Here is a 25,307-nt window from a genome sequence, read left to right as displayed (position 1 = left end):
TGAGCTGTATTGTTTTTCACCGCCGCCTGTTTCTATGGCTTTTTTCTCCATGCCATCTACAATGGCAGCGATATTGCTGGCAGAAGTGCCCGCGTTGTCAAGATGAAAATAAGCGCCGCCGGTTTGCTGCGCTATTGTGCGAAGTTCTTCCTCATTTAGTTTGCTTATAACGGTTTGCCCGTTACGGTCAACTTTGTAAGCCTTAGCGCCAGGCTCTGTTATGGGCGCGCCGTTTACACTGCCCACGCCCACTGTATTTACAATAATGCCTTTATCGCTTAGCTGCTGCAATATATCTTCAGTGCCGGGATCATGATCTTCTCCATCCGAAATTAAAACAACGGCTTTGTATTTTTTTTCTTCTGAGCTGAATGAACCGGCGCATAAACGCAATGCATCGCCCACTACTGTTCCCTGCACAGGCACGGCTTCAGGCGAAGCATTGGAAACATATAATTTGGATACGGCAAAATCTGATGTAAGCGGCATTTGCAATACAGCGCGGCCTGCAAAAACCACGAGGCCAACGCGGTTATCATCCAGTTTATCAATAAGGTTATTTACAAATTGTTTTGCTGCATCAAGCCTGGAAGGTTTTACGTCTTCGGCCCACATGCTTTTACTTACATCCAATGCAATCATTATATCAATGCCGGCACGTTTTTCAGCTTTACTAATCACGGGTTTTCTTAAGTTGGCCGCAGCAATAATTAATAACACTATGCTTGCGGTTATTAAAATAAACTTGAGTTTGTATTTCCTTCCATCATAATTTTTGGTAAGCTGATCAATGAGTGTTTCATCGCCCAAAGCCTTTTTTACCTTCCTCTTCCATTGCAATACGGAAAGCAGCAGTATAACCAGTGGAATAATTGTTATTAACCCGGCAAGGTATATGGTATGTTCAAACTGAAACATTATGCGATCGCTGCAAGCTACAAGCATTAAGCCAATCGTGTATTTAAAACTTGATTTTTATGGTTTGATTAATGATTGGCAGAAAGAAGAACACTAAAATTGCAAATATTATGATGGAAATTTCTATAAGAACCATGCAGGCGGCAGATTCCGCAGCTGTTAATGCCCTTACCGGCCAACTTGGTTATACAATAGATACTGAACAGGTTAAACATAATCTTGAAATGCTCTTAAACGATAATAATGCTGCGGCATTTGTGGCTGTGTTCAATAACCAGGTAGCTGGCTGGATAACGGTTGCGGGCGTTGTAACACTTGAATCGCTTCCATACTGCGAAATCCGCGGGCTTGTCGTGGATGAACAGTTGCGCAATAAACAAATTGGCAAAGCGCTTATTGAAAAAACGAAGCAATGGTGCCGGGATAAAAACCGGGAAAGATTAAGGGTGAGGTGCAATGTTGTGCGAAACGCGTCGCATGCGTTTTATCTTTATCTTGGGTTTAAAGAAAAAAAGGAACAGAAAATTTTTGAGATAGATGTTTAAGAATTACCGCTGCCCTTTGAAAAATCCATATTGTGAAAGGATATTTTTCAGGATAGCCAACCGGGCTGTTACCATATCCATATCATGCGCGCCTTCTATCTGCAAAACAAAAAAATATGGATGCTTGTTTTCTTCTTCCCAGCCTACAATCCAGCCGATGGATTTCCCATCTTCCTTATATCCCCAACCTGTTTTATATGCCAGGGTGTAGTTGGAATTCTTTTCCTGCACCATTACATTTTTTACAACTGCCTGCACCCTTTTCTGAAAGGGCAGTTGTTCAAAATATAATTTCTTTACCAGGCCCAGTTGTTCATCGGCGGTAATTTTAATATTATTATCGAGCCAGAAAGAATCAAGATCATTTTTAATAAAGGCGCGGCCATATTTGGAGGCATACCCCAAACTATCCAGCCAGTGCTGCATGGTATCTTTTCCAATTCTTCTTGCTACCTCCTGGTAGTAAGGAACGGCTGATACTTTAAAAGCCTGTTCCATGGTGAGGTCTTTATTCCATTCAGGATGGGAACGAACCACGCCATCCCAGGGTATTACCATTTTTTCGCCGGAGATAACGCCTGTTTGCAGGCCAATAAGTGAGTTAACAATTTTAAACGTGGATGCGGGTGAGTAAGCGCTGTCGGTGAACCTTTTTAAATTATAAATGGTAAACTGAGCCTGCCCGTTATCAAACATACCAAAAGTGCCCGTTACATGGTATTCATCAAAATACTTTTTCAGGCTGTCATCACTGGTAATATTATTGCTGGAACAGGCTGAAAAAAGGAGGGCGCCAAAAAGCAGGCAATAAAAACCTGAACGCTTAATTACATGCATTATTTGCTGGTTTAAAAGCTAACAGCTGATAAATTTATAACGACTGTTTATCGGGTTATAGAAACTGCTGTGGAACCAGCATACTTCATAGCCACCTTTATTTCTGCAGAAGAAAGTAACGGATATTGATTGATAATTTGCTCTTCAGTCATCCCGTTATCTAACATGTTAACCAGTTTCCAGAAAGGAAGACCGGCTTCCACTAATTTCGGTTTTTCGCTCTCAGAACGAAGTAAAGTATTCATCGGATTGCTCTTTGATTACGGCGTAAAGGTATTACCCGTTTTTTATTACACCTAACTCTTTTCCAATTTTTGTGAAAGCTGTGATTGCTTTGTCAATATCTTTTATGTCATGAGCGGCGCTTAACTGTACGCGTATCCTTGCCTGGCCTTTTGGCACCACGGGGTAAAAGAAGCCAATTACATAAATGCCCTCATCCAGCAATTTGGCTGCAAACTGCTGTGCCACAATGGCATCGTACAACATTATTGGTACAATCGGGTGTTCGCCGGGCTTTATATCAAAACCGGCTTCTGTAATTTTTTTCCTGAAATAAATAGTATTGCGTTCCAGTTTATCACGCAGTTCAGTTGTTTCAGACAGCATATCAAAAACCGCAATGGATGCGCCCACAATGGCAGGCGCCAGTGTATTGGAAAAAAGATAAGGGCGGGAACGCTGGCGCAGCATTTCAATAACCTCTTTTTTGCCGCTGGTAAAACCGCCATTGGCGCCACCAAGTGCTTTGCCCAGGGTGCCGGTAATAATATCAACCTTGCCCATTACATTTTTATATTCATGTGTGCCACGGCCTGTTTTTCCTAAAAATCCGGTTGAATGACTGTCATCAATCATTACCACGGCATCATATTTTTCAGCCAGTTCGCAAATCATATCCAATTGCGCAATGGTGCCATCCATACTGAAAGACCCGTCTGTTACAATAATGCGGCTGCGCAAATGGGCGGCATCAATCAGTTTCGCCTCAAGGTCTTCCATGTTATTATGTTCGTAACGGTAACGCTGCGCCTTGCATAAACGCACGCCATCAATTACAGAGGCATGATTCAAAGCATCGCTTATAATAGCGTCCTGCTCATTAAATAAAGGTTCAAAAACACCGCCATTGGCATCAAAGGCGGCACAGTATAAAATGGTATCTTCCGTACCTAAAAAATCAGCTATTTTCTTTTCAAGCTCTTTATGAATATCCTGCGTGCCGCAAATAAAGCGCACGCTGCTTAACCCGTAGCCATGTGTTTCTATAGCCTTGTGCGCTGCTTCTATAACTTTAGGATGAGACGATAGACCGAGATAATTATTAGCACAAAAGTTCAAAACTTTTTTTTCGTTTACGGTAATTTCAGCGCCCTGCGGGCTGGTAATAATGCGTTCCTTTTTAAACAAACCGGAAGACTCTATTTCCAGCAATTCGGCCTGGATGCGGTTAGTAAAACTTTCATTCATCTGAATATTTTTTGTTTTTACATTTTTTGTCAGATGGGAATTACGCAAAAAAAATTTTCATCGCTTAGTATAAAAATTGCCGAAAATTTTTATGCTTATTCATACCTGCATAATTAAGATGGGGCAAACCTAATACAATTGTTGCTAAGCCTTGCACCGGCATTGTTTTGTTTTTTTTTAACAGCGAAAAATTTATAAACTATTTAGTTTACGACTATATTCGTAGCCAAATTATTTAACCATCCGCTACTTAAGAAATATACCAATCTTTATTGCTGCCGCATTATTGGCAGCTACGTTTTTATTTATCGCATTCACCTCGCAAAAGCAAAACCTGCAACCCGCTGCTCCCATATTAAAAACAAGCAGCCCGGGTTCGAAAGCAAAAGCAGATAACAACAAGAAAAATTCAGTTATGAAAAGGTTTATTTCCTGCGTGGAAACGAGAAGATATTTATATTAATTTTCCTGTAACTGCACTATCATTTCGCTTAAATAATTTTATCCTTCTTTATTAACCCGCTTTGTTTTATTTTAGGTTGATGGCAAACTTTTCCAACCGTATTACACAGCTTTTTAATATTGATTATCCTATCATTCAGGCCGGCATGGTTTGGACAAGTGGCTGGAAGCTTGCCAACGCTGTAAGCAATGCCGGCGCATTAGGTCTTATCGGCAGCGGAAGCATGTACCCTGAAGTATTGCTTCAGCATATCCGCAAATGCAAGGCTGCCACTGCAAAGCCTTTTGGTGTAAATATTCCGCTTTTATATCCTGATATTGAGAAGCATATTCAAATTGTAATTGACGAGGGTGTGAAAATTGTTTTTACGAGCGCTGGTAATCCTAAAACCTGGACCCCGGTTTTAAAACAACATGGTATAACGGTAGTACATGTGGTAAGCAGCAGCACATTTGCTAAAAAAGCAGAAGCCGCAGGTTGTGACGCGGTAGTGGCAGAAGGTTTTGAAGCTGGTGGCCATAACGGCCGCGAAGAAACGACTACAATGGTTTTAGTTCCGCTTGTGAAAGCAGCGGTGAAAATTCCGGTGCTGGCTGCGGGCGGTATTGCAACAGGCCGGCAAATGCTGGCAGCCATGATTTTAGGCGCCGATGGCGTGCAGATAGGCAGCCGCTTTGTATGCAGCAACGAAGCTTCCAACCATATAAAGTTTAAAGAAGCTGTTGTAAACAGCAAAGAAGGCGATACAATGCTGAGTATAAAAAAAGTAGTGCCGGTGCGGTTGCTTAAAAACAATTTTTCTGAAACGATAAAAGAAGCTGAAATGCGTGGCGCAACTAAAGAAGAACTTGCGGCAATATTGGGGCATGGCCGTGCAAAAAAAGGCATGCTGGAAGGAGAACTTGATGAAGGCGAACTGGAAATTGGAGAAGTAAGCGCTTTAATAAACAATATAAAACCTGCTGCTGATATTGTGCAGGAAATATGGAATGAATTTAATACGGTGGCAAACAATCCGTTTTACTTCAATCGCTGATGTTTGTTTTATTTTCATCATCGGCAAATAAAACCGCTTTAAATTTTTGATAGAAGAAAGAAAGCACAAGCAGCAATGTACCAATGGTGATATAAGCAATAATTTTTTGAACGGCGGTAAAAAATATACTATCCAGCAGAACCAGTTTTAAAAGCGTAAGTGCTACAAGTAAAATAGCAGCAAGCCTTGGCCATACTGTTTTTGTCAGGATGCCAGTTATAAATACAATGATGGCAAGCAGTGTCCAGAGCATGGTAATGGTTAAGCCGCTGCATTGTATGCCTATCCATAAAACAATTAGCAAAAGAGCAGTAGCGTAATGTATGCGGTTAAGCACTTTTTCATCGTGAAAAAAATAATTGCCCGCTATGGCAAAAACAAAGAATAATACAGCACAGAAAGCCGTTACACCCGCTGCATTTGGGTTAGAAGTTGGGATGCTGAAAATAGTAAGCAGTGCAATAAAAAGTGCAAAATTATTTATAAGCACATGCAGTAGTTGCTGGTTGCTCAACTTCGTTTTCCTTGTTACGGTAAACGCAAAAGCGCTCAGCAGGAATAGGATGAAATAAACGCTCATGAAAATAACTGCATAAAACCGGAAGACTTCTTTATACCGGGCCAGCAACCAGCCAATGAAGAAACTCCATGTAATAACCAGTGCAAGCAGGTTTAATAATTTCCATGACCGTTTAAAAGATATAATGAGTATGCCTGCATTCATTACAAGTATATAGCTAAACAGTAAGATATAATTTTCATGATTGGTGCTGATGAGCATGGGAATAGCATAAGCGCCCACCATGCCTACGGCTGCAATTTCCTGGCGGTTATATTGCAGCGACCTGCTTGCCGTATAAACCGCAATTACAGCCATGATAACAAAGCAAAGTGTTTGCGAAAAGAAATCATAATAAGTGAATGCACCATATGTTGTAAAATACATGGAAGCCATGGCACCACTGAACAGTATGGCGCTAAAACCTTCATAGTTTTTCTTTAGCATGAACGACAGTAAAAGCAATGCAACGCTTGCTGAGTAAGCAAGTATAATTCTTACAAAGGGTGTGATGAGATTTTTATCAATTGCATATTTTACGCCTATAGAAATCCCAATCAGCAATACAACAATACCAACAAGGTTGATGATCTTTAAACCTATAAAATTTTCAACCGAACGTTGCGAAGCAATATTTTTTCTCACTGCTTGTGGCGGTGGAGGAACGGGTCCAGGCAACTTAGCAGAACCCACAGAACGGTTATCACTTTCATTTATCCGGCGCTGCATTTGCATTACTTCTTCCTGCACCTGTTGTAACTGCTGCGATAATTTTTTCACCTGCTGTTTCAGATCATCCATTTCGCTTAAAGCCATATTCGATGTTAAGAATTTTAAATTAAAGCAAAACCATTTATCTATACTAAAATAATCCTTATTAAAAATGAAGGCATGCATTTAATGCCGCTGTAATTCTTCCTGAACTTATAATTAAGTTATTATTGTCTTGTGAAAAAATTATTTACCAATTTAACCTTCTGGGTGCTTGTTGCCATAACAGCCGGTGCACTGTTAGGGAATTTCTATCCTGGCACTGCAATAAAAATGAAGGTTCTCGGTGATTATTTCATTCTATTGATTAAATATTTTATTTATCCTATCATTTTCTTAACCATATCGCTTGGCATCAGTAATATGGGCGACCTGAAAAAAACGGGCCGTGTAGGAGGCAAAGCATTATTGTATTTTGAAATAGTTACCACTTTTGCTTTATTAATTGGCATCATCGTTTCCCATTTTATACAACCGGGCCGCGGCGTTGATATTTCATCTATAAAAGGCGGCAATATTTCTGCATATATAAAAGAATCAAACGAGTTTAGCTGGCTCCAGTTTTTTAAAGATAATCCAACGCTCCAGATATTAATCGTTGCCGTAATTTTTGGAATATGGTTAAGCGGGTATAACAAAAAAGAAATTATCATTACGCCGCTTACCAATATTTCAAGATATGTTTTTAAAGCTTTGCATTTAGTAATGCTGCTGGCGCCACTCGGCGCTTTTGGCGGTATGGCTTATACTATTGGTAAGTTTGGCCTGCATACATTATTACCTTTAATAAGGCTGATGATAAGTATTTATATTACCTGTTTGTGTTTCATTTTTATTGTGCTTGGTTTAATGCTGCAGTATTATAAAATCAGCATACTTAAATTTCTAAAATATATACGCGCCGAGCTTTTAATCGTGTTAGGTACCTCCTCATCAGAAGTGGCGCTGCCCTCATTGATTGAAAAGCTGGAACGTATGGGCTGTGCAAAATCAGTTACAGGGCTGGTGGTGCCTGCAGGTTATTCTTTCAATCTTGATGGCACAACTATCTATCTTTCCATGGCGGTAATGTTTCTTGCTCAAGTGTATAATATTGAACTTACCCTTCACCAGGTGCTTGTTATTATTGGTGTTTTACTCGTTACATCTAAAGGAGCAGCAGGTGTTACAGGCAGTGGTTTTATTGTGCTTGCATCCACACTTACAGCCGTGAAAGTTATCCCCATCGAAGGCCTTGCATTTTTATTAGGCGTTGACAGGTTTATGAGTGAAGCAAGAGCACTTACCAATTTTATAGGCAATGGAGTGGCCACCGTTTGGCTTTCCAATAATGAAAAGGAATTTAACCGTAGTAAAATGATTGACGTGCTGTATGAACCCGCAAATACCCGGCAATCGTAAAAGCTGGTATTATGATTGCGTTGTTTTCAGGAAAAGATTTATGGCAAAAGCATCATCATCTAAAGCGAAGAAAGGAGCTGTAAAAAAATCAGCATCTAAAAAAAAGGCCAGGAAAGCCGCGCCAAAGAAATGGTCGAAAAAGGTTACCCAAACCAGCAACGCGATGGATTTGGAAAAAGATATTTTCAAATCAAAAGATGCGAAGAAAATTGCATTGTCGGTAAAGCATTCGGCAGAAAAGAGTAAGCGCAAAAAAGCAGGCCCTTTTCAATCTGCCATGAGCATGATTAATTTTTATGAGAACCGTGCAGGCGATAATCTTAACGCCGCGCAAAGAAAGGTATTGGATGATTCGAAAAATGAATTACGCAAATTGTTTGGAAGAGAAGAAAAATAGGTATAGTCCGTTTAATTCAGTCTTATAATTGGAGTTGTAAAACCAGGCTTTTAAATCATACCAGTTTTAAATATTGCGGAAGAGCCATCGTTCAAATCTTACCCCGACAGATTTTTAAATCCATTCGACGATAATAATTATCATTTCACCGATATGAAATATAAAAGGTATAGCCGGCTGATAATTTTGCTCTCGCAAATTAAAAATTTATATGAACATCTTAATTGTTGGCAAGCTTACAGAAACCCAGATACTTGCCGATGAACTGGAAGCCCAAACCGCACAAAAGTGCGAACAAATGGAACTGACTGCTGATATTGTTTACCGTATTCAAAAGAAACGCTGGCATTTAATAATAATGGCAGTGAACTATGAAAACCTGGCTACAGCATGTACTACGCTTTATTCAATCAAACAAAATAATCCCGCTTCGCACGTAATATTAATTTCTGCGAATAAAGATGTGGATTTAATGTCCTCAGCCCTCGATAGCGGTGTTAATCACTTTTTGGTTTACCCGCTGGCTACGCAGGTTTTACTGGAAAGGTTATCAACCGAAATCAAAACCATCCGCGAAACTTTGAATATCAAGAAAGTGCTGGCAATCGGCGCTCACCCGGATGACGTTGAAATTGGCTGTGGCGCCAGCTTGATGAAGCATGCAGAGAAAGGTGATAAAGTGCATATTCTTACGCTCACCAATGGTGAACAGGGGGGCAATGTAGATATCCGTTATAAGGAATCGCTTAAAGCTGCTGAATATGTAAATGCCAATTTATATATGAAAAACCTGAAGGACACTTTTATAACTGATGGCCCTGAAACCATTAAGATCATTGAAGAGGTTATTGCTAAAGTGCAGCCCGATATTATTTATACGCACAGCATAAACGATAACCACCAGGACCACAGGAACACTTATCATGCAACTATGGTGGCTGCACGCGGCGTTACGCAGGTGTATTCTTACTTAAGCCCATCATGCAATATCAACTTTAAGCCTTTGCGCTTTGAACATATTGAAAAATATATGGATGATAAAATTGAAATGATCTCATTCTTCCATTCCCAAAAAACAAAATGTGCTTACCTGGCCGATTCATTAATAAGATCAACCGCAGAATACTGGGGCCGCTTTTCAAGGTATGGCATTGTTGAACCCTTTGAAGTAATCCGTGCCTAATAAATAACCAAACCAATCAATAACAATTTTAAAAAAGAAATTATGAATATCTTAATTACAGGAGCAGGCGGACCCGCCGCAATATGCGCTTACAAATCTTTATCAGCAGCCGGTTATAATATTTTTATGGGTGATATGGACCCGATGTCTGCCGGTTTGTACCTCGTTCCAAAAGGCCAGCAGTTTATATTGCCTGCCGGTAAATCTGAAATGTTTGTTCCCTTTTTACTTGAGCTTTGCCAAAAGCATAACATTGATCTTTTAATACCTACATGCGATGTTGAATTAATGCCGGTGGCCAATAGTATTGAAGCATTTGAAGCTATTGATTGCAAGGTCTTGGTTTCACCCGTTGATGCGCTGGAAACCTGCCAGGATAAATATCTTTTAATGGAAGCCTGCAAAAAGAATGTGCAGTTAGGCGATTATGATTTGTTTGAAAACTTTTTAGCTAAATCACATTTCAATAATAACTGGATCGTAAAACCAAGAAACGGCAGCGGCTCAAGGGATATATTTAAAGTAACTAACTGTGAAGAACTGGAAAACCTGGCACACCTGGAAGGAAAGAATTTTATGGTGCAGGAATTTTTGGAAGGCAAAGAATACAGCATAGATATGATGATTGATAAAAACGGTAAAGTATGTGCTGCTGTTGCCCGTGAAAGAATGAGAACAGATTCAGGCGTTGCCGTTACTTCAAAAGTTACCAAAAAGAAAGAGATTATTGAATATGCCATAGCGGTTGCAGAAAGTTTAAACTTGAGATTCGCTATTAATGTGCAGGTTATAGATACAGAAAATGGTCCTATGCTGCTTGAAATAAACCCGCGTTTTTCCGGTGGCCTCAGCCTTATTATTGCAGCCGGTGCAGATATACCTTTAATGTGCGCAGAAAATATTTTGTTTAACAGGCCGGTTGCAATCGTGGCTGATTATAAAGAGATTGCTATGGTGCGTTATTTCCAGGAAAAATTCTTCGATCCTGCTCTCTTTTTAAGCGAAGAAGTACTCGTGCCTGAAACCTTAGCGCTGGCAGTTTAAATTATTACCAGGTGAGTTGTAAGGTTTACTTACAATTCACCACTCACACTAACACTATTACAAAACTCTTCATGCCGCTTGTATTTGATTATATCGCCATCTTTTTTGCACTGCTCGGTACCATACCTGTATGGGCATCGCTGTACCAGTTTTTTATGATTGGCCTTCACGGCATAAAAAATCATTATAAACACACAGCAGCTTATATGCCCAGGGTTGCGATAATTGTGCCGGCCTGGAATGAAGGCGATGTAATTGGTAATACCATTGAGCATCTTTTATCGATGGATTATCCGCGTCATGCATTAAGAGTATATGTGGTGGATGATGCCAGCACAGATCATACGCCTGATGTGGTAAAAGATAAACATGAGCAATATCCTGATAATGTTTTTCACTTAAGAAGAGAAAGAGGCGGGCAGGGGAAAGCGCATACATTAAATCATGGTATTAATATAATACTTGAAGAGAATTGGGCTGAAGCTTTATTGATTATTGATGCTGATGTTTTATTTGAAAAGAATGCACTGCGTTTAATGACAAGGCATCTTGCTGATAAAAATGTGGGTTCTGTTACAGCATATATTAAAGAGGGCAGCGCACCGGGCAATTTCATTTCAAAGTTTATTGCGTTTGAATATATAACAGCGCAGGCGGCATCAAGAAGGGCGCAGAATGTAATGGGATCGCTGGCTTGTTTGGCAGGCGGCGCTCAATTGCACAGCCGTGAAAACCTGCTGGCTATTGGCGGAAAGATAGATACATCATCGCTTGCAGAAGATACCTTCACCACTTTCAAAACACAATTGAATGGCCGCAAAGCCGTGTTTGATGGCAATGCCACTGTGTGGGCAGAAGAACCGGGCTCTGTTGTTGCCATATGGAAACAGCGATTAAGGTGGGCGCGTGGCAATGTGCAGGTTACAAAAGCCTTCAAACATATATGGCTTAATAAAAAGAATGGAAAGAAACTGGGCAGCTTTAGTTTTTCATTGTTATGGTTTGCCATTTTATTGATGCCGGTTTTTATGATCTTATCATCAATTGGTTTGATATGGCTGTTCTTTTCCAACTTCAGCGAATCGTGGTTATTATTTAAACAGTTGTGGATTGTTAATGCATTCACTTATTTATTCATAACGATTTATTCGCTTATCATCGATAAGCAAACTGCAAAGAAAGCATGGCTGCAGGGCGTGTTGTTCCCGGGCATTATATCACTCACTATCATCGTGCTTTCCTGCTTTCCCACTGCAATAGATGATTTCATTCATTTTGTAAACGGCATGACGCAGGCTGACCTCGGATTAACGCAAAAAATAATTGTATTGTTTATGTATGCCTGGGCTTCACTATGCATGCTGGTAGCTTATTGGGCTTACATTGCAGATAAAAATAAAAAGCCTTACTGGGTTTCACTTACTTTATTATTGATTTCAGGTTTTGGTGCATTACTCTGCACCATCACGCTGTACTCTTATATTATGGAATATAAAAAAGCTGAATTAAAATGGGACAAGACTCAAAAGTCGGGCAAGGTGGTTATAGCAGGTTAGCTGTACCGCTTTCAGAAGAAGAAGAAAACATGCTGCGTTATGCCGCTTTACATGAAGCGGAAATAAAAGCGGATGCAAAAAGAGAAAGAAGACTGCTTATTTACCAGGTTTTATTGGTAACCACATTAATTGCAGCAGCTTTTATAAAGGAAAGATTTTATCCCAGTGGCGTAGAGTGGATCAATTGGTTATTTAACAAGTTTTAGCTGATAAGAATAAAACGAAAGCAACTTAAACCCTTTAACTGTTTAATATTTTTTAAAGATATAGCTCTTCAATCCTAAGCGCTATTGAGTATAAAGCAGACATCCCTAAGCCCTTTAAAAAGCAATATAAATAATACAATGTGGCTTCTTACAACTTCCTGCTTACCATTAATCCCGGCATATAAATATTAAAATCTTTGTTGCTCTTAGAATCTTTATAATGCTCATAAGTGAAGTGTATTTCAAGATTCCATGTTGCGCTAACCGGGGTGGTGAATAAGGCATTTACGGTTTGGGTATGCATTTTTGAAGCGGGTATATCGGTTACGTTTTCCGGCTGGAAAATATTATAGCGATCGCCTATGCCATAGTTAACTGAAAAGAACTGGTCGCCTTTAAAATAATACCGGTAATTAAAATTGTTTACAAAACTCAGTTGCTTTTTTTGTTCAACCATGTATAATGTGTAACCAAAAAAATGTTTATCAATTTGCTTGCTTACGCCCACGGGAAATACAAAACTCCTGCTGTCATCTTTAGGTGCATAAACCCGGGCGCCTGCCTGCAATTCCCATCCTTTCCCCGGAACAAAAAAATTGGAAAATCCCCCAATGAATGCCGGAAAGAATTTACCATCAGAGCCGGCCAGCAGAATATTAATGTAATCTTTCTTTGAAAAGTTATGATAGTATTCAGAAAACAATTGTGCACTATAATCGTGGTGGCTGAAAGCATTATTAAACTTTAAGATCAGGTGATCATTTTTTCCTTTTATGGAATAACCTGCGCCAATTTGGGTAATGTTTACTTCCTGCGGCGAATACCTTAACTGGTCAACGGATAATAGTAATTTTTGCTGCGGTCTTTCTTTAATCGTTGTATCGTTAAAGACCGTAACCTGCGCTGCCGTATCAATAATATTACGGGTATTATTTGCAATTGCTTTTGTGTAGAATAACTGAACAAGAAGGAATAAGCCGATATATTTCATGCCGTATTTGTAGTTTGATTTTTGTATCAGATTATATTCAGCCTGTCCATTATTACTTTGCGGTGCGCTTTACTTATGGGTATAACGTGCTTGCCTATAAGAATGGTATTATCTTCTATATCACTTATCTTTTTTGTGTTGATGATATAAGAGCGGTGCACTTTTACAAAAGCGTCGGAGTTTAATTTTTCCTCGATGCTTTTTAAAGTGGCAAGCGATAAAAACGTTTTTTCTGTTGTTACGAATTTTACATAATCGCCAACGGCTTCAATAAAATTGATATCGTTATCGTGCAGCCTTATAAGCTTACCGTCGGCCTTAATAAAAATATCGTTCGATACACGTGCTTTTTCGTGGTTAATGCGTGGTTTTATTTTTTCTATCGATTCCTTAAACCTTGGCAGTGTTATAGGCTTCTTTAAATAATCAACAACATTATACTGAAATGCCGTAAAAGCATATTCCGTTTTTGAAGTGGTGAGAATAATATAAGGCCGGTAGGGCAACTGGTCAAGCAGGTCAAAACCTGTAACATCGGGCATTTCTATATCAAGAAAAATAAGGTCGATCATTTCTTTGGACAGAAAATCCAGCGCTTCTTTAGCGTTGAAAAACGTTCCGTGAAGTGCCAGTGAACTTTCCTGCTCCACGAGGCGGCGTAAATGAAACGACGAAATGTGATCGTCTTCAATAATAATGCAATCAATCATTTTTCTGGTATGATTTTAATATCCGGCTTTATGTTTTATTACGGCATTCACATTGCTGTCAGATGCTGTTTAGCTTGGCCGGTTCAGAATTATGCATTTGCATTATTACGGGCTTCTAACAGAATTTCATCCTATTACCTGTTATATTTTAACACCTGTCACATAACATTACGTGCATTTCTTAACCGGAGTGTTTCCATCACCAGCAAACTCAACAGCTTTATTTTTATGAAATTTACCCGCAGGAGAAGATAATATTATTGTTCGTTGCTTTTTTCAGTTTATACTTTTATCGGGCCTGCGTGTATCAAGTCTTTCACAAATCGGACTTCGTACAAAAATATGTAAAAAAGATATTGTTGAATATAAGTTACAAACTTACCTGCAGTTTTTGTTATAAATATTGATGGAAGGCAATAGGCGGCCTGACGAAGAATAGATTTTTCGCTATTCCGGTATATTTTAAATAAAGTCCTGGTATTATTTTCAGGCCAAAAGATTGGGGAAAGCAGGTAATTTTTATCGCAGGATTTTTGTTTTTTATTATCTTCCGCAAGTCAGCATCTATCTGAATTAATACGAATAAGTATGGGCCATTTACCAAAATTGATAGAAGACTTAGCACTTATTCTTGTAACAGGTGCTATTACCACTTTAATTTTTAAGAAGATAAAACAGCCCCTGGTGCTGGGTTACATTATTGCAGGGCTTTTAGTAGGGCCGCATCTTTCTATTACGCCCACCGTTGCCGACAAGGAAAACATTGAAACACTGGCAGAGATTGGTGTGATCTTTCTTTTATTTAGCCTGGGCCTTGAATTCAGTTTTAAAAAGCTCATACGCGTTGGCGGTGCTTCAACCATTACCGCATTTACAGAAATTATTTTCATTGTAACTGCCGGTTATTTAGCCGGCAAATGGATGGGATGGTCGAAGATGGACAGCGTTTTTTTAGGCGGCATGCTCGCAAGCTCATCTACCACCATTATTATTCGTGCTTTTGAGGAAATGGGTGTGAAAACAAAGCGCTATGCCAATGTGGTGTTTGGCGTGCTGGTGGTGGAAGATATCGTGGTGATATTATTGATGGTGTTGCTTTCAACCATGTCGGTAAGCCAGCAATTTGAAGGCGGCGAACTTTTACAGACTGTTTTAAAACTGCTGTTCTTCCTGGCTTTATGGTTTATTATGGGCATATTCCTGCTGCCCACCTTATTAAAGAAAGCAAAGAATTTAATTAATGATGAAACCCTGCTTATTCTTTCCATAGGCCTGTGTTTGGGCATGGTAATACTGGCAACGAAAGTTGGTTTTTCTGCCGAGCTTGGCGCATTTATAATGGGTTCCATATTTGCGGAAACCACTTCAGCCGAAAAAGTGGAGCACATTATTAAACCTGTGAAAGATCTCTTTGGCGCCGTGTTTTTTATATCCGTCGGCATGATGATAGACCCTGCCGCCATGATAGAATATAAGTGGCCGGTATTGATTGTTACCCTGCTTACTGTTTTTGGCAAGCTGTTCAGCACAACATTGGGTGCCATTCTTTCCGGCCAGACGCTCAAGCAATCGGTGCAGGTGGGCATGAGCATGGCGCAGATAGGGGAGTTTGCCTTTATTGTGGCCACACTCGGGCTTAATCTCGGTGTCATCAGTAATTTCCTGTTTCCCGTGGCGGTCGGTGCGTCAGCCATAACCACATTTACAACGCCTTATCTTATTAAATATTCAGAACCTTTTTACAATTTTTTACTACGCATATTGCCGCAAAGATTTATAACAGCGATTGAAAATTATTCTTCCGGCGCTCAAAAAATCCAGGCTGAAAGCACCTGGAAAAAGGTGCTTGGCTCATATATAAAAATAGTGTTTATAAACGCCTTTATATTGCTGGCGCTGAGCCTGCTGGCATTTAATGTGCTTGTTCCTTTTTTAAATAAAAACATACAGGGTGATACATGGCCCGGCATAGTTTGTCTTGTTGCTTTGCTTGGCCTGGGCGCTCCCTTTTTGCTGGCGCTGATGACGAGGAAGCCCGACAGCATGGCTTACAGGGAGCTTTGGCTTGATGAAAAATACAGTAAAGGCCCGCTGTTAATAATTGAGGTTGTAAGAATAATCATCGGTATTGCACTCATAGGTTTTTGGGTTGACAAATCAATATCGGCAAAAGCATCCGTATTGCTCCTGGTGCCGTTGGCCATTGCTTTCTTATATCTTTTCTCAAAAAGGATACAACGGTTTTACCAGCGTATAGAAGGCAGTTTTTTAACTAACCTGAATGCAAGGGAAACAGCCGCATTAAAAAACAATGCGCCGGAAGAAATGCTTAAAAAAACTGCCAGTCTCCGGTCTCAGTTATTGCCCTGGTCTGCGGGAATAATTGATATGGAGGTAAACCCAAATGCTGATTACATCGGCAAAACTTTGCTGGAGCTTGGGTGGCGTGAAAAATATGGGATCAATCTGGCCTACATAAAACGGGGAAAGCAACTTATTCATGCACCCGGCCGTTACAATAAGCTGCTTCCATACGATCATGCTGGTATTATTGCTACAGACGAACAAATGCAGGTATTTAAACCTGTATTTGAAAATGCCGATGTAACCGAATCAGAAAACTCGGAGATAGCCAATATTGTTCTGCAAAAAATTGTGGTAGATGAATACAACCGGCTTAAAGGGCTTAGCATACGGGAATCCCGTATCCGCGAAAAAACGTCCGGCCTTGTAATAGGAATTGAGAGAAGCAATGAACGCATACTCAACCCGGATTCTTCCACTGTATTTGAATGGGATGATGTGGTTTGGCTTGTGGTTGACAGGAATAAATTTAAAAGCTGGCAGGAAAGTTTGGAAAAACCTGCATAATTCAATTTATACAGGCCGGCTAAGCTCTTACAGGTCTGCTACTCCAGATTACATATAATTATTTCGTAAATCGTTAATCGCCAGCCGTACTTTATGTGAACTTTGCAAAAAAGGCAAATAAGTACTTTCATGGCAGCAGGCAATTCTGCATGAAATGTAAAATTGCCGGCACTGAATTTTTATATAACTAACTTTGCACCCATTTTTTTAAGAGATATGGAAAAACAAGATGTTTTGCTGAGAGATGTAGTGATTAAGTTTGCAGGCGATAGCGGCGATGGCATGCAGCTTACCGGAACCCAGTTTACCAATAATACAGCCCTTCTTGGCCTCGACCTTGCCACCTTCCCTGATTTTCCCGCCGAAATACGTGCACCGCAAGGCACTTTGCCGGGCGTGAGCGGCTTCCAGTTACATTTCTCTTCCGATCGTGTTTTCACGCCAGGTGACGTGTGCGATGTGCTGGTGGCGATGAATGCTGCTGCGCTGAAAGCAAACCTGGCTTTTTTGAAAAAAGGTGGAAGAATAATTGCAAATATCGATGGCTTCGACGCCAAAAACCTTCGCCTTGCTAATTATATTGATGGCATTAACCCGCTGGAAAACGGCAGCCTTGATAGTTACGATGTAATTAAAATAGATGTTACCAAGCTTACCCGCGAAACACTGAAAGATTTTCCGGAACTTGGTATGAAGGAAAAAGACCGCGCCAAAAACATGTTTGTGCTGGGCTTTTTATACTGGATGTATAACCGCAGCCTCGATAGCACCATCAGCTATCTTGAAGAAAAGTTTGGGAAGAAGGAAAACATTCTTGCCAGCAATATAAAAGTGCTGCAGGCCGGTTACAATTATGGCGATACCACCGAAACCTTTACAACGCGTTACAAGGTGGAAAAGGCCAGAATGCCTGCCGGCACCTATCGCAGCATTATGGGTAACCAGGCATTAACGTATGGTTTGATTGCCGCCAGCGAAAAGAGCGGGCTGCCTTTGTTTTTAGGAAGCTATCCCATCACGCCGGCATCAGACATTCTGCATGAATTAAGCCGCCATAAAGCATTTGGCGTAAGAACTTTCCAGGCTGAAGATGAAATTGCAGCCATCACATCAGCCATTGGCGCCAGCTATGGCGGCAGCCTTGGTGTAACCACTACATCCGGCCCCGGCATGGCTTTAAAAACCGAGGCAATGGGTTTAGCGGTAATGCTTGAAATTCCGCTGTTGATAATTGATGTGCAGCGCGGCGGCCCTTCAACCGGGCTCCCCACCAAAACAGAGCAAAGCGATTTACTGCAGGCTTATTATGGCAGGAACGGCGAATGTCCCATGCCGGTGATTGCCGCCAAAACGCCAAGCGATTGTTTTAGTGCTGTTTTTGAAGCAGTAAGGATTTCGCTCCAGCATATGACACCGGTTATATTTTTAAGCGATGGCTATATTGCTAATGGTGCAGAGCCCTGGCGTTTTCCAAAAAGTGAAGACCTGCAGCCGATACATGTAAAATTTAAGACAGACCTGGAAGAAGATGAGCATAAATTCCTTCCATATAAAAGAGATGAAAAGCTCGTTCGCCCCTGGGCCATACCAGGCACGCCGGGACTGGAGCATCGCATTGGCGGCATTGAAAAACAAAACATTACAGGTAATGTAAGCTACGATCCGGAGAATCACCAATTGATGGTAAACATCCGCGAGAAGAAAGTAGAAAATATAGCTGATTATATTCCTTTGCAAACTTTAGACAGCGGGCCTGAAAAAGGAAAAGTACTGGTACTTGGCTGGGGAAGCACTTATGGTGCTATTGAAAGTGCAGCAAGACAGTTACAAGCCGATGGGCATGCAGTAAGCCATGCACATTTACGTTATCTGCGGCCGTTTCCAAGAAACCTTGGAGAAATATTAAACAATTTTGAAACAATATTAATTCCTGAAATTAATAACGGTCAATTGATAAAAATTATCCGTGATAAATTTTTAGTTGATGCAAAAGCCTATAACAAAGTAATGGGCGTTCCCATTACAAAAGGTGAACTGGCGGAAGAAATAAGAAAGTATTTATAGCAACTGTTGAAGTGTTTAATAAAAAATCCCGCAATTGATACTGCGGGATTTTTTATTGAAATATTATATAGATAGTTAACGTGAGTTCGGGATAAGAAGTTTGATTTATTTTGAATATAAAGGTTGTTCAATTTTATTGTGAAGGTAGCCGCCACCTCAATGGTAGGAGAGGTCTCCTGATATTTTTAATGATTGCTATTCGAGAGATTTTTCCTATCGTCGAAATCACGTTCACCTCGCCCCTTATCCCGAACTCACATTAATTACTATAACTTCTTAATCATAATATTCCTGAACCAAACATCATGTCCGTGATATTGCAAAGCAATATGTCCTTCTTTGAAGGTACCGAAAGCAGGCCATTGTTTAAACTTGCTATTGGCAATCATTTTTGTCCAGTTATCATCAAAAATGGTAGTGTTTACAACGTGCACGCCGTTCAGGTAAAAATCAAGCTTGCCATTGTTACTTACTATTTCCACGCTATTCCATTCTTCGGCAGGCTTTACTGCACCGGGCGTTGCCTGTATCATATCATATAAACTCCCAGCGCGGTGTGTGGGCGTTTTATTGTCTTCATTTCTTTCATCATCCAGCACCTGCATTTCAGGACCGGTTTTATACGTGTCTTCATACTTTGCTTTATCATCCTGCACGTAAAACAAAATACCGCTATTGCCGTTTTTAGCTATTTTCCAGTCGAGCTTTAAATCAAAATTGCCAAAACTGTCGTTGCTCACAAGATCACCGCCTTCGGCATCGGAAGCTGCGTTAAGATAAATAACTCCACTGTCAGCAGCCCATTTCCCTGTGCCGGTTTGCCCAAATGCATGCCAGCCATTCAGGGTAGATCCATCAAACAAAGAAATCCATCCTGTATCATTCGATGCAGTTTCTGTGGTTGCATCTGCCGTAGCTGTTGTGTCTGTTGCTGCAGTATCGGAAGACGAAGAATTGCATGCAGCAAAAAGTATGGATGCTGCCGCAATCGTTGTAAATAATCTCATGTGTTTTATTTATTTCTTAATAATAAAATATATTTCACCATTTGTTCTGCGTCTGCCTGTGATAATGCAGGATGCGGTGTCATAGCAACCGGACCCCAAACGCCCACGCTGCCATTAATAACTTTCTGGGCGAGCATGCTAACATTTTCGGGTGTATTCTCAAACTTATTTGCAACATCCCTGTAAGCAGGGCCGGTAACTTTTTCATCTACTTTATGGCAGGTAAGGCAGTCGTTTGAGGCAACGAGTGCCAGGCCTTTCTGATAATCAGGGTTTGATGAGAGATCATTCGATGAAGCAGCCGGTGCTTCTGTTGAAGATGAGTCTGGGGTTTCGCTTTCTGTTCCGCTGTTGTTGCAGGCTGCAATTACTGCAAGTAATGCAACTGTTACAAAATACTTTTTCAATTGATTCTGATTTTAAAATATTAGATAATAGATTGTCAAAATAATGTCACAAATTTATTGAAGCCGGTTAATGAATAGTAAATTATTTTAAAGTATCTGCATAATTCCTTAATGATAATATGTAACGGCACATTGCTTCGGCCTCATCATTTGTTAAGCGCGGGTGTGGAGTCATTGCCGCATTTCCCCATAAACCCCTGCTTCCTTTTATAACAGCGGTGGCGAGATTTTCAATATTGCCCTGGTTCAAATCATATTTTTCCGCGATTTGCCTGTAAGACGGACCGACACTTTTTTTATCTATCTGGTGACAGGTAAGGCAATCATTTGCTGCTATCAGTTTTCCTCCGGCATTGTTATTTCCTGAATCTGAGCCAATGGCTGCACCGGTATTAACCAGGTCGCGGGTGGCATTTGCGCTGTCGCTTGCTTTTGTTTCTCCTGTTCCTGCGCCGCATGAGGCGAACACAATTATGATTGCAATACTTAAAATAAATTTCATGATATAAGCTTTTATTTAGCCTATATCACTGCAATCCTAATACCAGCCTGTTTAAATTTTCATCTGCGCCGGCAGATGCAAAGTCATCAAATGCTTTTTCCGTTACATGTATAATATGATCTTTTATGAATTTAGCGCCTTCTGTAGCACCGTCAACCGGATGCTTTAAACAGCATTCCCATTCCATCACAGCCCATCCTTTAAAATCATACTGTGCCAGTTTGCTGAATACAGCTTTAAAATCAACCTGGCCATCGCCCAATGAACGGAATCTTCCGGCCCTGTCAATCCAGCTTTGATATCCGCCATAAACGCCTTGTTTGCCTGTGGGGTTAAACTCGGCATCCTTTACATGAAACATGCGGATGCGTTCGTGATAAATATCGATGTATTCAAGATAATTGAGGCATTGCAAAACAAAATGAGATGGATCATATAGCAGGCAGGCGCGTGCATGGTTGTTTACTTTCTCTAAAAACATTTCATACGAAACACCATCATGCAAATCTTCGCCGGGATGAATTTCATAACATACATCCACACCAGATTCATCAAACGTATTTAAGATGGGCAGCCAGCGGTTGCCTAATTCTGTAAAGCCTGTTTCAACCAAACCTGCAGGACGCTGCGGCCATGGATAAACTGTTTGCCACAACAAAGCACCACTGAATGTAGCATGCGCATTCAATCCTAAATTTTGAGAAGCTTTTGCGGCCCATTTTAATTGCTGCACTGCCCACTCGGTTCTTGCTTTGGGATTGTTGCGGTATTGTTCAGGTGCAAACCCGTCAAACAAAACATCATAAGCCGGATGTACGGCCACTAGCTGGCCCTGCAGGTGCGTGGAAAGTTCTGTTATTTCTAATCCCTGTTCGTTTATTTTTCCTTTTAATTCGTCTGCATAGGTTTTGCTTTCAGCTGCTTTTTGCAGATCAATGCAGCGTGCATCCCAGGTAGGAATTTGCACACCGGCAAAACCCAGGTCTTTCGACCATTTACATATAGATTCCAGGCTATTAAAAGGCGCTTCATCGCCTAAGAACTGTGCAAGAAAAATACCGGGGCCCTTAAGTGTTGTCATAATGTTGAGAATTTAGCGATCATTAGATGTATTACAATAAATATATTTTGGCTAATATAAAACTCTTTTTAAAAGAGGGTTGTATGATGCTGCTTTTTTTAATTCTGTTATGCTTTGCGTCAGCAATGCTGTGTTCCATTACCGTCTGTAACAACAGTATTAAGCTTATAGTGTATGAAGATGCTGGTACGATTAACTATACGGTCATTATTATAATGTTGATATGTTACTTGCCGGAATATTTTTTCTCCTTTGCCCTTTCATATTGAACCGGCCATTGCACATCAACATTAAATTCTTTTGCAGCATGCAAAGCAAAATATGGATCCCGCAGCATTTGCCTGGCGAGAATAATGAGATCTGCCTGGCCTTTCTGTAATATATCTTCAGCCTGTTGTGGAGTTGTTATTAATCCAACAGCGCCGGTTAATATACCAGCATCCTGTTTTATCTTTTCTGCAAAAGGCACCTGGTATAAAGGCGCCACCGGTATTTTTTGATTGGATGAGTTACCGCCGGAAGAGCAATCAATTAAATCAACGCCTTTATCTTTTAAAAGTTTTGCCAATGCAACGGAATCTTCTATATTCCATCCGTCTTTCACCCACTCAACTGCAGATATGCGCACAAAGAGCGGCAGGGCGTCTGTAAGCACAGAACGTACCACATCCACCACTTCAAGTAATAATTTTATGCGGTTTTCAAACGAGCCACCATAGTCATCAGTGCGTTTATTACTGAGCGGTGAAAGGAATTCATTTAATAAATAACCATGTGCTGCATGTATTTCAATCACTTTAAAACCGGCCTGTAATGCCCTCAATGTGGCATCGCGAAAATCTTTTTTCAATTGTTCAATATCGGCTATACGCATTGCCTTTGGCAATGGGTCGGAATCTTTAAAACCAATAGCGCTTGGCGCCAGTGTTTGCCATGCGTCTTCTTCAATTTTTAAAGGCCGGTTGCCTTTCCATGGACTTGTATGACTGGCTTTTCTGCCGGCATGCGCAAGCTGTATGCCGGGTACGCTGCCCTGGGCTGCAATAAATGTGGTGATACGTTTTAAAAATTCTATATGCTCATCTTTCCAAATGCCCAGGTCATCCGGTGTGATGCGGCCTTGAGGAGATACGGCCGCAGCTTCTGTAAATACTAATCCGGGGCCACCAACGGCGCGGCTGCCGAGGTGCACGAGGTGCCAGTCGTTTGCAAAACCATCAATGCTGGAATATTCGCACATGGGCGATACCACAATGCGGTTCTTTAATGTTATACTGCGTATTGCCAAAGGTTCAAAAACTAATGCCATTTTATGTATGCTTATTGAAAACAGGAACGCCTGTAGTAAATGCCCAAGGCTTAATCGTTAATTAAAATATTCAATAAACAATGCGCAAGCAATCCGCAGAAGTTTTCATTGCGCATTGAATATTGTTTGCTGAATATTGACATGGCTTTAATTAACAGTCTGATGTTGTTACTATTATTTCAATTCTTCTACCTCAATATTTCTCCAGCGCACTTTAATGCCGCCGCCTTCGTGTATCTGCAGGGCAATAAAGCCATTGCCTTCACCAATCTTTGCATCTTTTATATAACACATCTGGTGACCGTTTAACCAGGTAGTCACCTCATCGCCATCTACTTTTATTTTGTAGGTGTTCCACTCGCCCTGTTTTAAATATTGCTCATCTTCAGCCTTGGGTTGAATGAGCCAGCCACGGCCATAAGATTCATAAATGCCACCGGTATGCTGCCCTGCGGGTGCTACTTCGGCCTGCCAGCCGCTTATAGTTACGCCTTCTGGAATATGTGAACGGAAAAATACGCCGCTGTTACCATTAGCTTCCTGCTTAAACTCAAGCGTGAGTATAAAATTCTTATAGTCTTTATTGGTGGAGAGGTAGCCATACTGTTTATCAGGCCCGCTTTCGCAAATCAGTTCTCCATTAGCGGCATACCATTTTTCGGTGCCATGAATAGTCCAGCCGGTCAGGTCTTTCCCGTTGAATAATTTTTCTTTTTGCTGCGCTGATGCAAATAAGCAAAAGAATAAACTGAGGCAAACAAGTAATAATCTCATAATTAATTTTTAAAACGAAGATAAGTTAACAACGCCTGTTTAGTTTACCTGCATAATTTCAAATTATTCAGCAAACAATGCTTTTCTTTTTTAAGAACTGTCTAAAATGATTTCTTAAATTTTGTATGAAAAAATGTATAAACACATTTGCACGTTTTTCCTCCGCCGCGGCGGCGAATCTGTTTTGGGTTGCAGGCGCAGATACCCGATCAGGCCAAACATAATGATGACTTGTTGCTTTATTCATACACCTTAAAACGTTTAAAAATGTTTAATGATGGATGTGATTGATACCCTTTTTAAACCACTGTTACTTCAATTCCCAGGTTTTCCAACTGCTTCACAAAATATTCGGAAATACCGGCATCTGTAATAATGCGGTCTACCTTATCAAGCCCGCATATTTTCCCAAAGCCCCTCTTTCCAAATTTTGTTGAATCAGAAAGCACAATAACCTTTTGAGAAGCTTCAATCATCTGCCTGTTTAAATGCGCTTCCATGGCGCTGGTGGTGCTAAGGCCAAATTCGAGGTCAATTCCATCCACGCCCAAAAATAATTTGGTGCATGAAAAATCGGTTAGTATGCTTTGCGCATAGGGTCCTGTAACAGAGGAAGAAGTTTTGCGCAAGATGCCGCCTAACTGCAGCACTTCAATATCCGGCTGCTGTAATAATTCCAACGCAACATTTAAAGAAGCCGTAATAACCGTTAGGTTTTTTTTATGCTGAATTTTTTTAGCAAGCGCCAGCACAGTGGTGCCCGAAGCGATAATAATGGAATCATTATCATCAATAAGCCGGGCCGCGGCAGCGCCAATTTTAGATTTTTCGGCAGATTGTAATTTCTCTTTTTCATTTACCGGCCTGTCGATTGTATAAGGGTTTTTCAGGGTGGCCCCTCCGTGCGTACGAAAGAGAAGGCCTTTTTCTTCCAGCAGTTTCAAATCCTTTCTTATGGTTACGCGGCTTACCTTTAGTTCTTTATATAGGCTGATCACATTCAGGTCGCCTTCCTGGTGCAATTTCTCAAGAATAAGCTGATGTCTCTCTGTACTGTTCATACAATTTAAAGGCTAAATATAAGTAATATTTCAGGCATATCAATAATCAATAATACCAACTGTTAGTTTCCTTTTATTGAAAAATATTTTCTTTTTATTTCTTTTATCCTATTTTTATTCCGAATTATTCATAAATGGAAGTTA

24 protein-coding genes are annotated in these 25,307 nt (G+C 40.5%); 10 read left to right on the top strand and 14 right to left on the bottom strand.

From position 1 onward, the window contains the following. Positions 1 to 945 (bottom strand): VWA domain-containing protein (locus ACTHN6_RS21195; RefSeq protein ID WP_440437784.1); only part of this gene is annotated, 945 nt, incomplete at its 3' end. Positions 946 to 1,028: 83 nt separating this feature from the next. Here ACTHN6_RS21195 and ACTHN6_RS21190 point away from each other — a divergent pair. Continuing rightward, on the top strand, positions 1,029 to 1,463 hold the full coding sequence (locus tag ACTHN6_RS21190) for a GNAT family N-acetyltransferase (RefSeq protein WP_440437783.1): 435 nt from the start codon (positions 1,029 to 1,031) through the stop codon (positions 1,461 to 1,463). 3 nt (positions 1,464 to 1,466) lie between these two features. Here ACTHN6_RS21190 and ACTHN6_RS21185 read toward each other — a convergent pair whose 3' ends face one another. From ACTHN6_RS21185 to kbl, 3 genes are read right to left on the bottom strand one after another with little or no spacing between them, the layout of a single operon-like run. After that, positions 1,467 to 2,300 (bottom strand): penicillin-binding transpeptidase domain-containing protein, encoded by an 834-nt coding sequence (locus ACTHN6_RS21185; RefSeq protein WP_440437782.1) that lies wholly within the window; start codon positions 2,298 to 2,300, stop codon positions 1,467 to 1,469. 47 nt (positions 2,301 to 2,347) lie between these two features. Then, a complete protein-coding gene (locus tag ACTHN6_RS21180; RefSeq protein ID WP_440437781.1) occupies positions 2,348 to 2,545 on the bottom strand; it encodes a DUF433 domain-containing protein in 198 nt (65 codons plus the stop codon). Between the two features lie 31 nt (positions 2,546 to 2,576). After that, the gene (kbl, locus tag ACTHN6_RS21175; RefSeq protein WP_440437780.1) at positions 2,577 to 3,770 is read right to left on the bottom strand and encodes a glycine C-acetyltransferase; all 1,194 of its coding nucleotides are present in this window, start codon (positions 3,768 to 3,770) and stop codon (positions 2,577 to 2,579) included. A 542-nt stretch (positions 3,771 to 4,312) separates the two neighbouring features. Here kbl and ACTHN6_RS21170 point away from each other — a divergent pair. Further along, a complete protein-coding gene (locus ACTHN6_RS21170) occupies positions 4,313 to 5,269 on the top strand; it encodes an NAD(P)H-dependent flavin oxidoreductase (RefSeq protein WP_440437779.1) in 957 nt (318 codons plus the stop codon). Here the strand turns inward: ACTHN6_RS21170 and ACTHN6_RS21165 are convergent. Continuing rightward, positions 5,259 to 6,644, bottom strand: a complete 1,386-nt coding sequence (locus ACTHN6_RS21165) for a DUF2339 domain-containing protein (protein WP_440437778.1) — start codon at positions 6,642 to 6,644, stop codon at positions 5,259 to 5,261. The two genes, ACTHN6_RS21170 and ACTHN6_RS21165, sit on opposite strands and share 11 nt — an antisense overlap. 132 nt (positions 6,645 to 6,776) lie before the next feature. Between ACTHN6_RS21165 and ACTHN6_RS21160 the strand changes: the two genes are divergently transcribed. The 6 genes from ACTHN6_RS21160 (at position 6,777) to ACTHN6_RS21135 (ending at position 12,386) form a co-directional block, all read left to right on the top strand. Further along, on the top strand, positions 6,777 to 8,000 hold the full coding sequence (locus ACTHN6_RS21160) for a cation:dicarboxylate symporter family transporter (RefSeq protein ID WP_440437777.1): 1,224 nt from the start codon (positions 6,777 to 6,779) through the stop codon (positions 7,998 to 8,000). Beyond that, the gene (locus ACTHN6_RS21155; RefSeq protein WP_440437776.1) at positions 7,972 to 8,397 is read left to right on the top strand and encodes a DUF3175 domain-containing protein; all 426 of its coding nucleotides are present in this window, start codon (positions 7,972 to 7,974) and stop codon (positions 8,395 to 8,397) included. Before ACTHN6_RS21160 ends, ACTHN6_RS21155 begins: the two co-directional genes overlap by 29 nt. A 211-nt stretch (positions 8,398 to 8,608) precedes the next feature. Continuing rightward, positions 8,609 to 9,580 (top strand): PIG-L family deacetylase, encoded by a 972-nt coding sequence (locus ACTHN6_RS21150; protein ID WP_440437775.1) that lies wholly within the window; start codon positions 8,609 to 8,611, stop codon positions 9,578 to 9,580. A gap of 42 nt (positions 9,581 to 9,622) precedes the next feature. Next, a complete protein-coding gene (locus ACTHN6_RS21145; RefSeq protein WP_440437774.1) occupies positions 9,623 to 10,624 on the top strand; it encodes an ATP-grasp domain-containing protein in 1,002 nt (333 codons plus the stop codon). A gap of 71 nt (positions 10,625 to 10,695) precedes the next feature. Next, positions 10,696 to 12,180 (top strand): glycosyltransferase, encoded by a 1,485-nt coding sequence (locus ACTHN6_RS21140; protein ID WP_440437773.1) that lies wholly within the window; start codon positions 10,696 to 10,698, stop codon positions 12,178 to 12,180. After that, positions 12,135 to 12,386 (top strand): hypothetical protein, encoded by a 252-nt coding sequence (locus ACTHN6_RS21135; protein WP_440437772.1) that lies wholly within the window; start codon positions 12,135 to 12,137, stop codon positions 12,384 to 12,386. The genes ACTHN6_RS21140 and ACTHN6_RS21135 overlap by 46 nt, the downstream gene beginning before the upstream one ends. Positions 12,387 to 12,534: 148 nt before the next feature. Here ACTHN6_RS21135 and ACTHN6_RS21130 read toward each other — a convergent pair whose 3' ends face one another. Continuing rightward, complete coding sequence (locus ACTHN6_RS21130) at positions 12,535 to 13,377, bottom strand: YaiO family outer membrane beta-barrel protein (protein ID WP_440437771.1); 843 nt, start codon at positions 13,375 to 13,377, stop codon at positions 12,535 to 12,537. A gap of 26 nt (positions 13,378 to 13,403) precedes the next feature. Beyond that, positions 13,404 to 14,087, bottom strand: a complete 684-nt coding sequence (locus ACTHN6_RS21125) for a LytR/AlgR family response regulator transcription factor (protein WP_440437770.1) — start codon at positions 14,085 to 14,087, stop codon at positions 13,404 to 13,406. Positions 14,088 to 14,675: 588 nt separating this feature from the next. Between ACTHN6_RS21125 and ACTHN6_RS21120 the strand changes: the two genes are divergently transcribed. After that, positions 14,676 to 16,958, top strand: a complete 2,283-nt coding sequence (locus ACTHN6_RS21120) for a cation:proton antiporter domain-containing protein (RefSeq protein WP_440437769.1) — start codon at positions 14,676 to 14,678, stop codon at positions 16,956 to 16,958. Between the two features lie 216 nt (positions 16,959 to 17,174). Next, on the top strand, positions 17,175 to 19,022 hold the full coding sequence (locus ACTHN6_RS21115; RefSeq protein WP_440437768.1) for a 2-oxoacid:acceptor oxidoreductase subunit alpha: 1,848 nt from the start codon (positions 17,175 to 17,177) through the stop codon (positions 19,020 to 19,022). A 266-nt stretch (positions 19,023 to 19,288) separates the two neighbouring features. Here ACTHN6_RS21115 and ACTHN6_RS21110 read toward each other — a convergent pair whose 3' ends face one another. From ACTHN6_RS21110 to ACTHN6_RS21080, 7 genes are all read right to left on the bottom strand, one after another. Further along, positions 19,289 to 20,029, bottom strand: a complete 741-nt coding sequence (locus tag ACTHN6_RS21110) for a 3-keto-disaccharide hydrolase (protein WP_440437767.1) — start codon at positions 20,027 to 20,029, stop codon at positions 19,289 to 19,291. 5 nt (positions 20,030 to 20,034) lie between these two features. Next, positions 20,035 to 20,436 carry a c-type cytochrome gene (locus tag ACTHN6_RS21105; RefSeq protein WP_440437766.1) on the bottom strand — a complete coding sequence of 134 codons (402 nt, stop codon included), beginning with the start codon at positions 20,434 to 20,436 and terminating at the stop codon, positions 20,035 to 20,037. 82 nt (positions 20,437 to 20,518) lie between these two features. Beyond that, complete coding sequence (locus ACTHN6_RS21100; RefSeq protein ID WP_440437765.1) at positions 20,519 to 20,938, bottom strand: c-type cytochrome; 420 nt, start codon at positions 20,936 to 20,938, stop codon at positions 20,519 to 20,521. Between the two features lie 25 nt (positions 20,939 to 20,963). After that, entirely contained in the window at positions 20,964 to 22,019 is a 1,056-nt protein-coding gene (locus ACTHN6_RS21095) for a sugar phosphate isomerase/epimerase family protein (RefSeq protein ID WP_440437764.1), read from the bottom strand. Positions 22,020 to 22,245: 226 nt separating this feature from the next. Continuing rightward, the gene (locus ACTHN6_RS21090; protein ID WP_440437763.1) at positions 22,246 to 23,328 is read right to left on the bottom strand and encodes an NADH:flavin oxidoreductase/NADH oxidase; all 1,083 of its coding nucleotides are present in this window, start codon (positions 23,326 to 23,328) and stop codon (positions 22,246 to 22,248) included. A 174-nt stretch (positions 23,329 to 23,502) separates the two neighbouring features. After that, the gene (locus ACTHN6_RS21085; RefSeq protein ID WP_440437762.1) at positions 23,503 to 24,102 is read right to left on the bottom strand and encodes a 3-keto-disaccharide hydrolase; all 600 of its coding nucleotides are present in this window, start codon (positions 24,100 to 24,102) and stop codon (positions 23,503 to 23,505) included. 299 nt (positions 24,103 to 24,401) lie between these two features. Next, complete coding sequence (locus tag ACTHN6_RS21080) at positions 24,402 to 25,163, bottom strand: DeoR/GlpR family DNA-binding transcription regulator (protein WP_440437761.1); 762 nt, start codon at positions 25,161 to 25,163, stop codon at positions 24,402 to 24,404. Positions 25,164 to 25,307 lie beyond the last annotated feature (144 nt).

Source organism: Parafilimonas sp., from assembly GCF_051953455.1.
In the GTDB taxonomy this organism is placed as follows: domain Bacteria; phylum Bacteroidota; class Bacteroidia; order Chitinophagales; family Chitinophagaceae; genus Parafilimonas.
The sequence above is the reverse complement of the archived record's forward strand: the minus strand, read 5'-3'. Positions and strand labels throughout refer to the sequence as shown.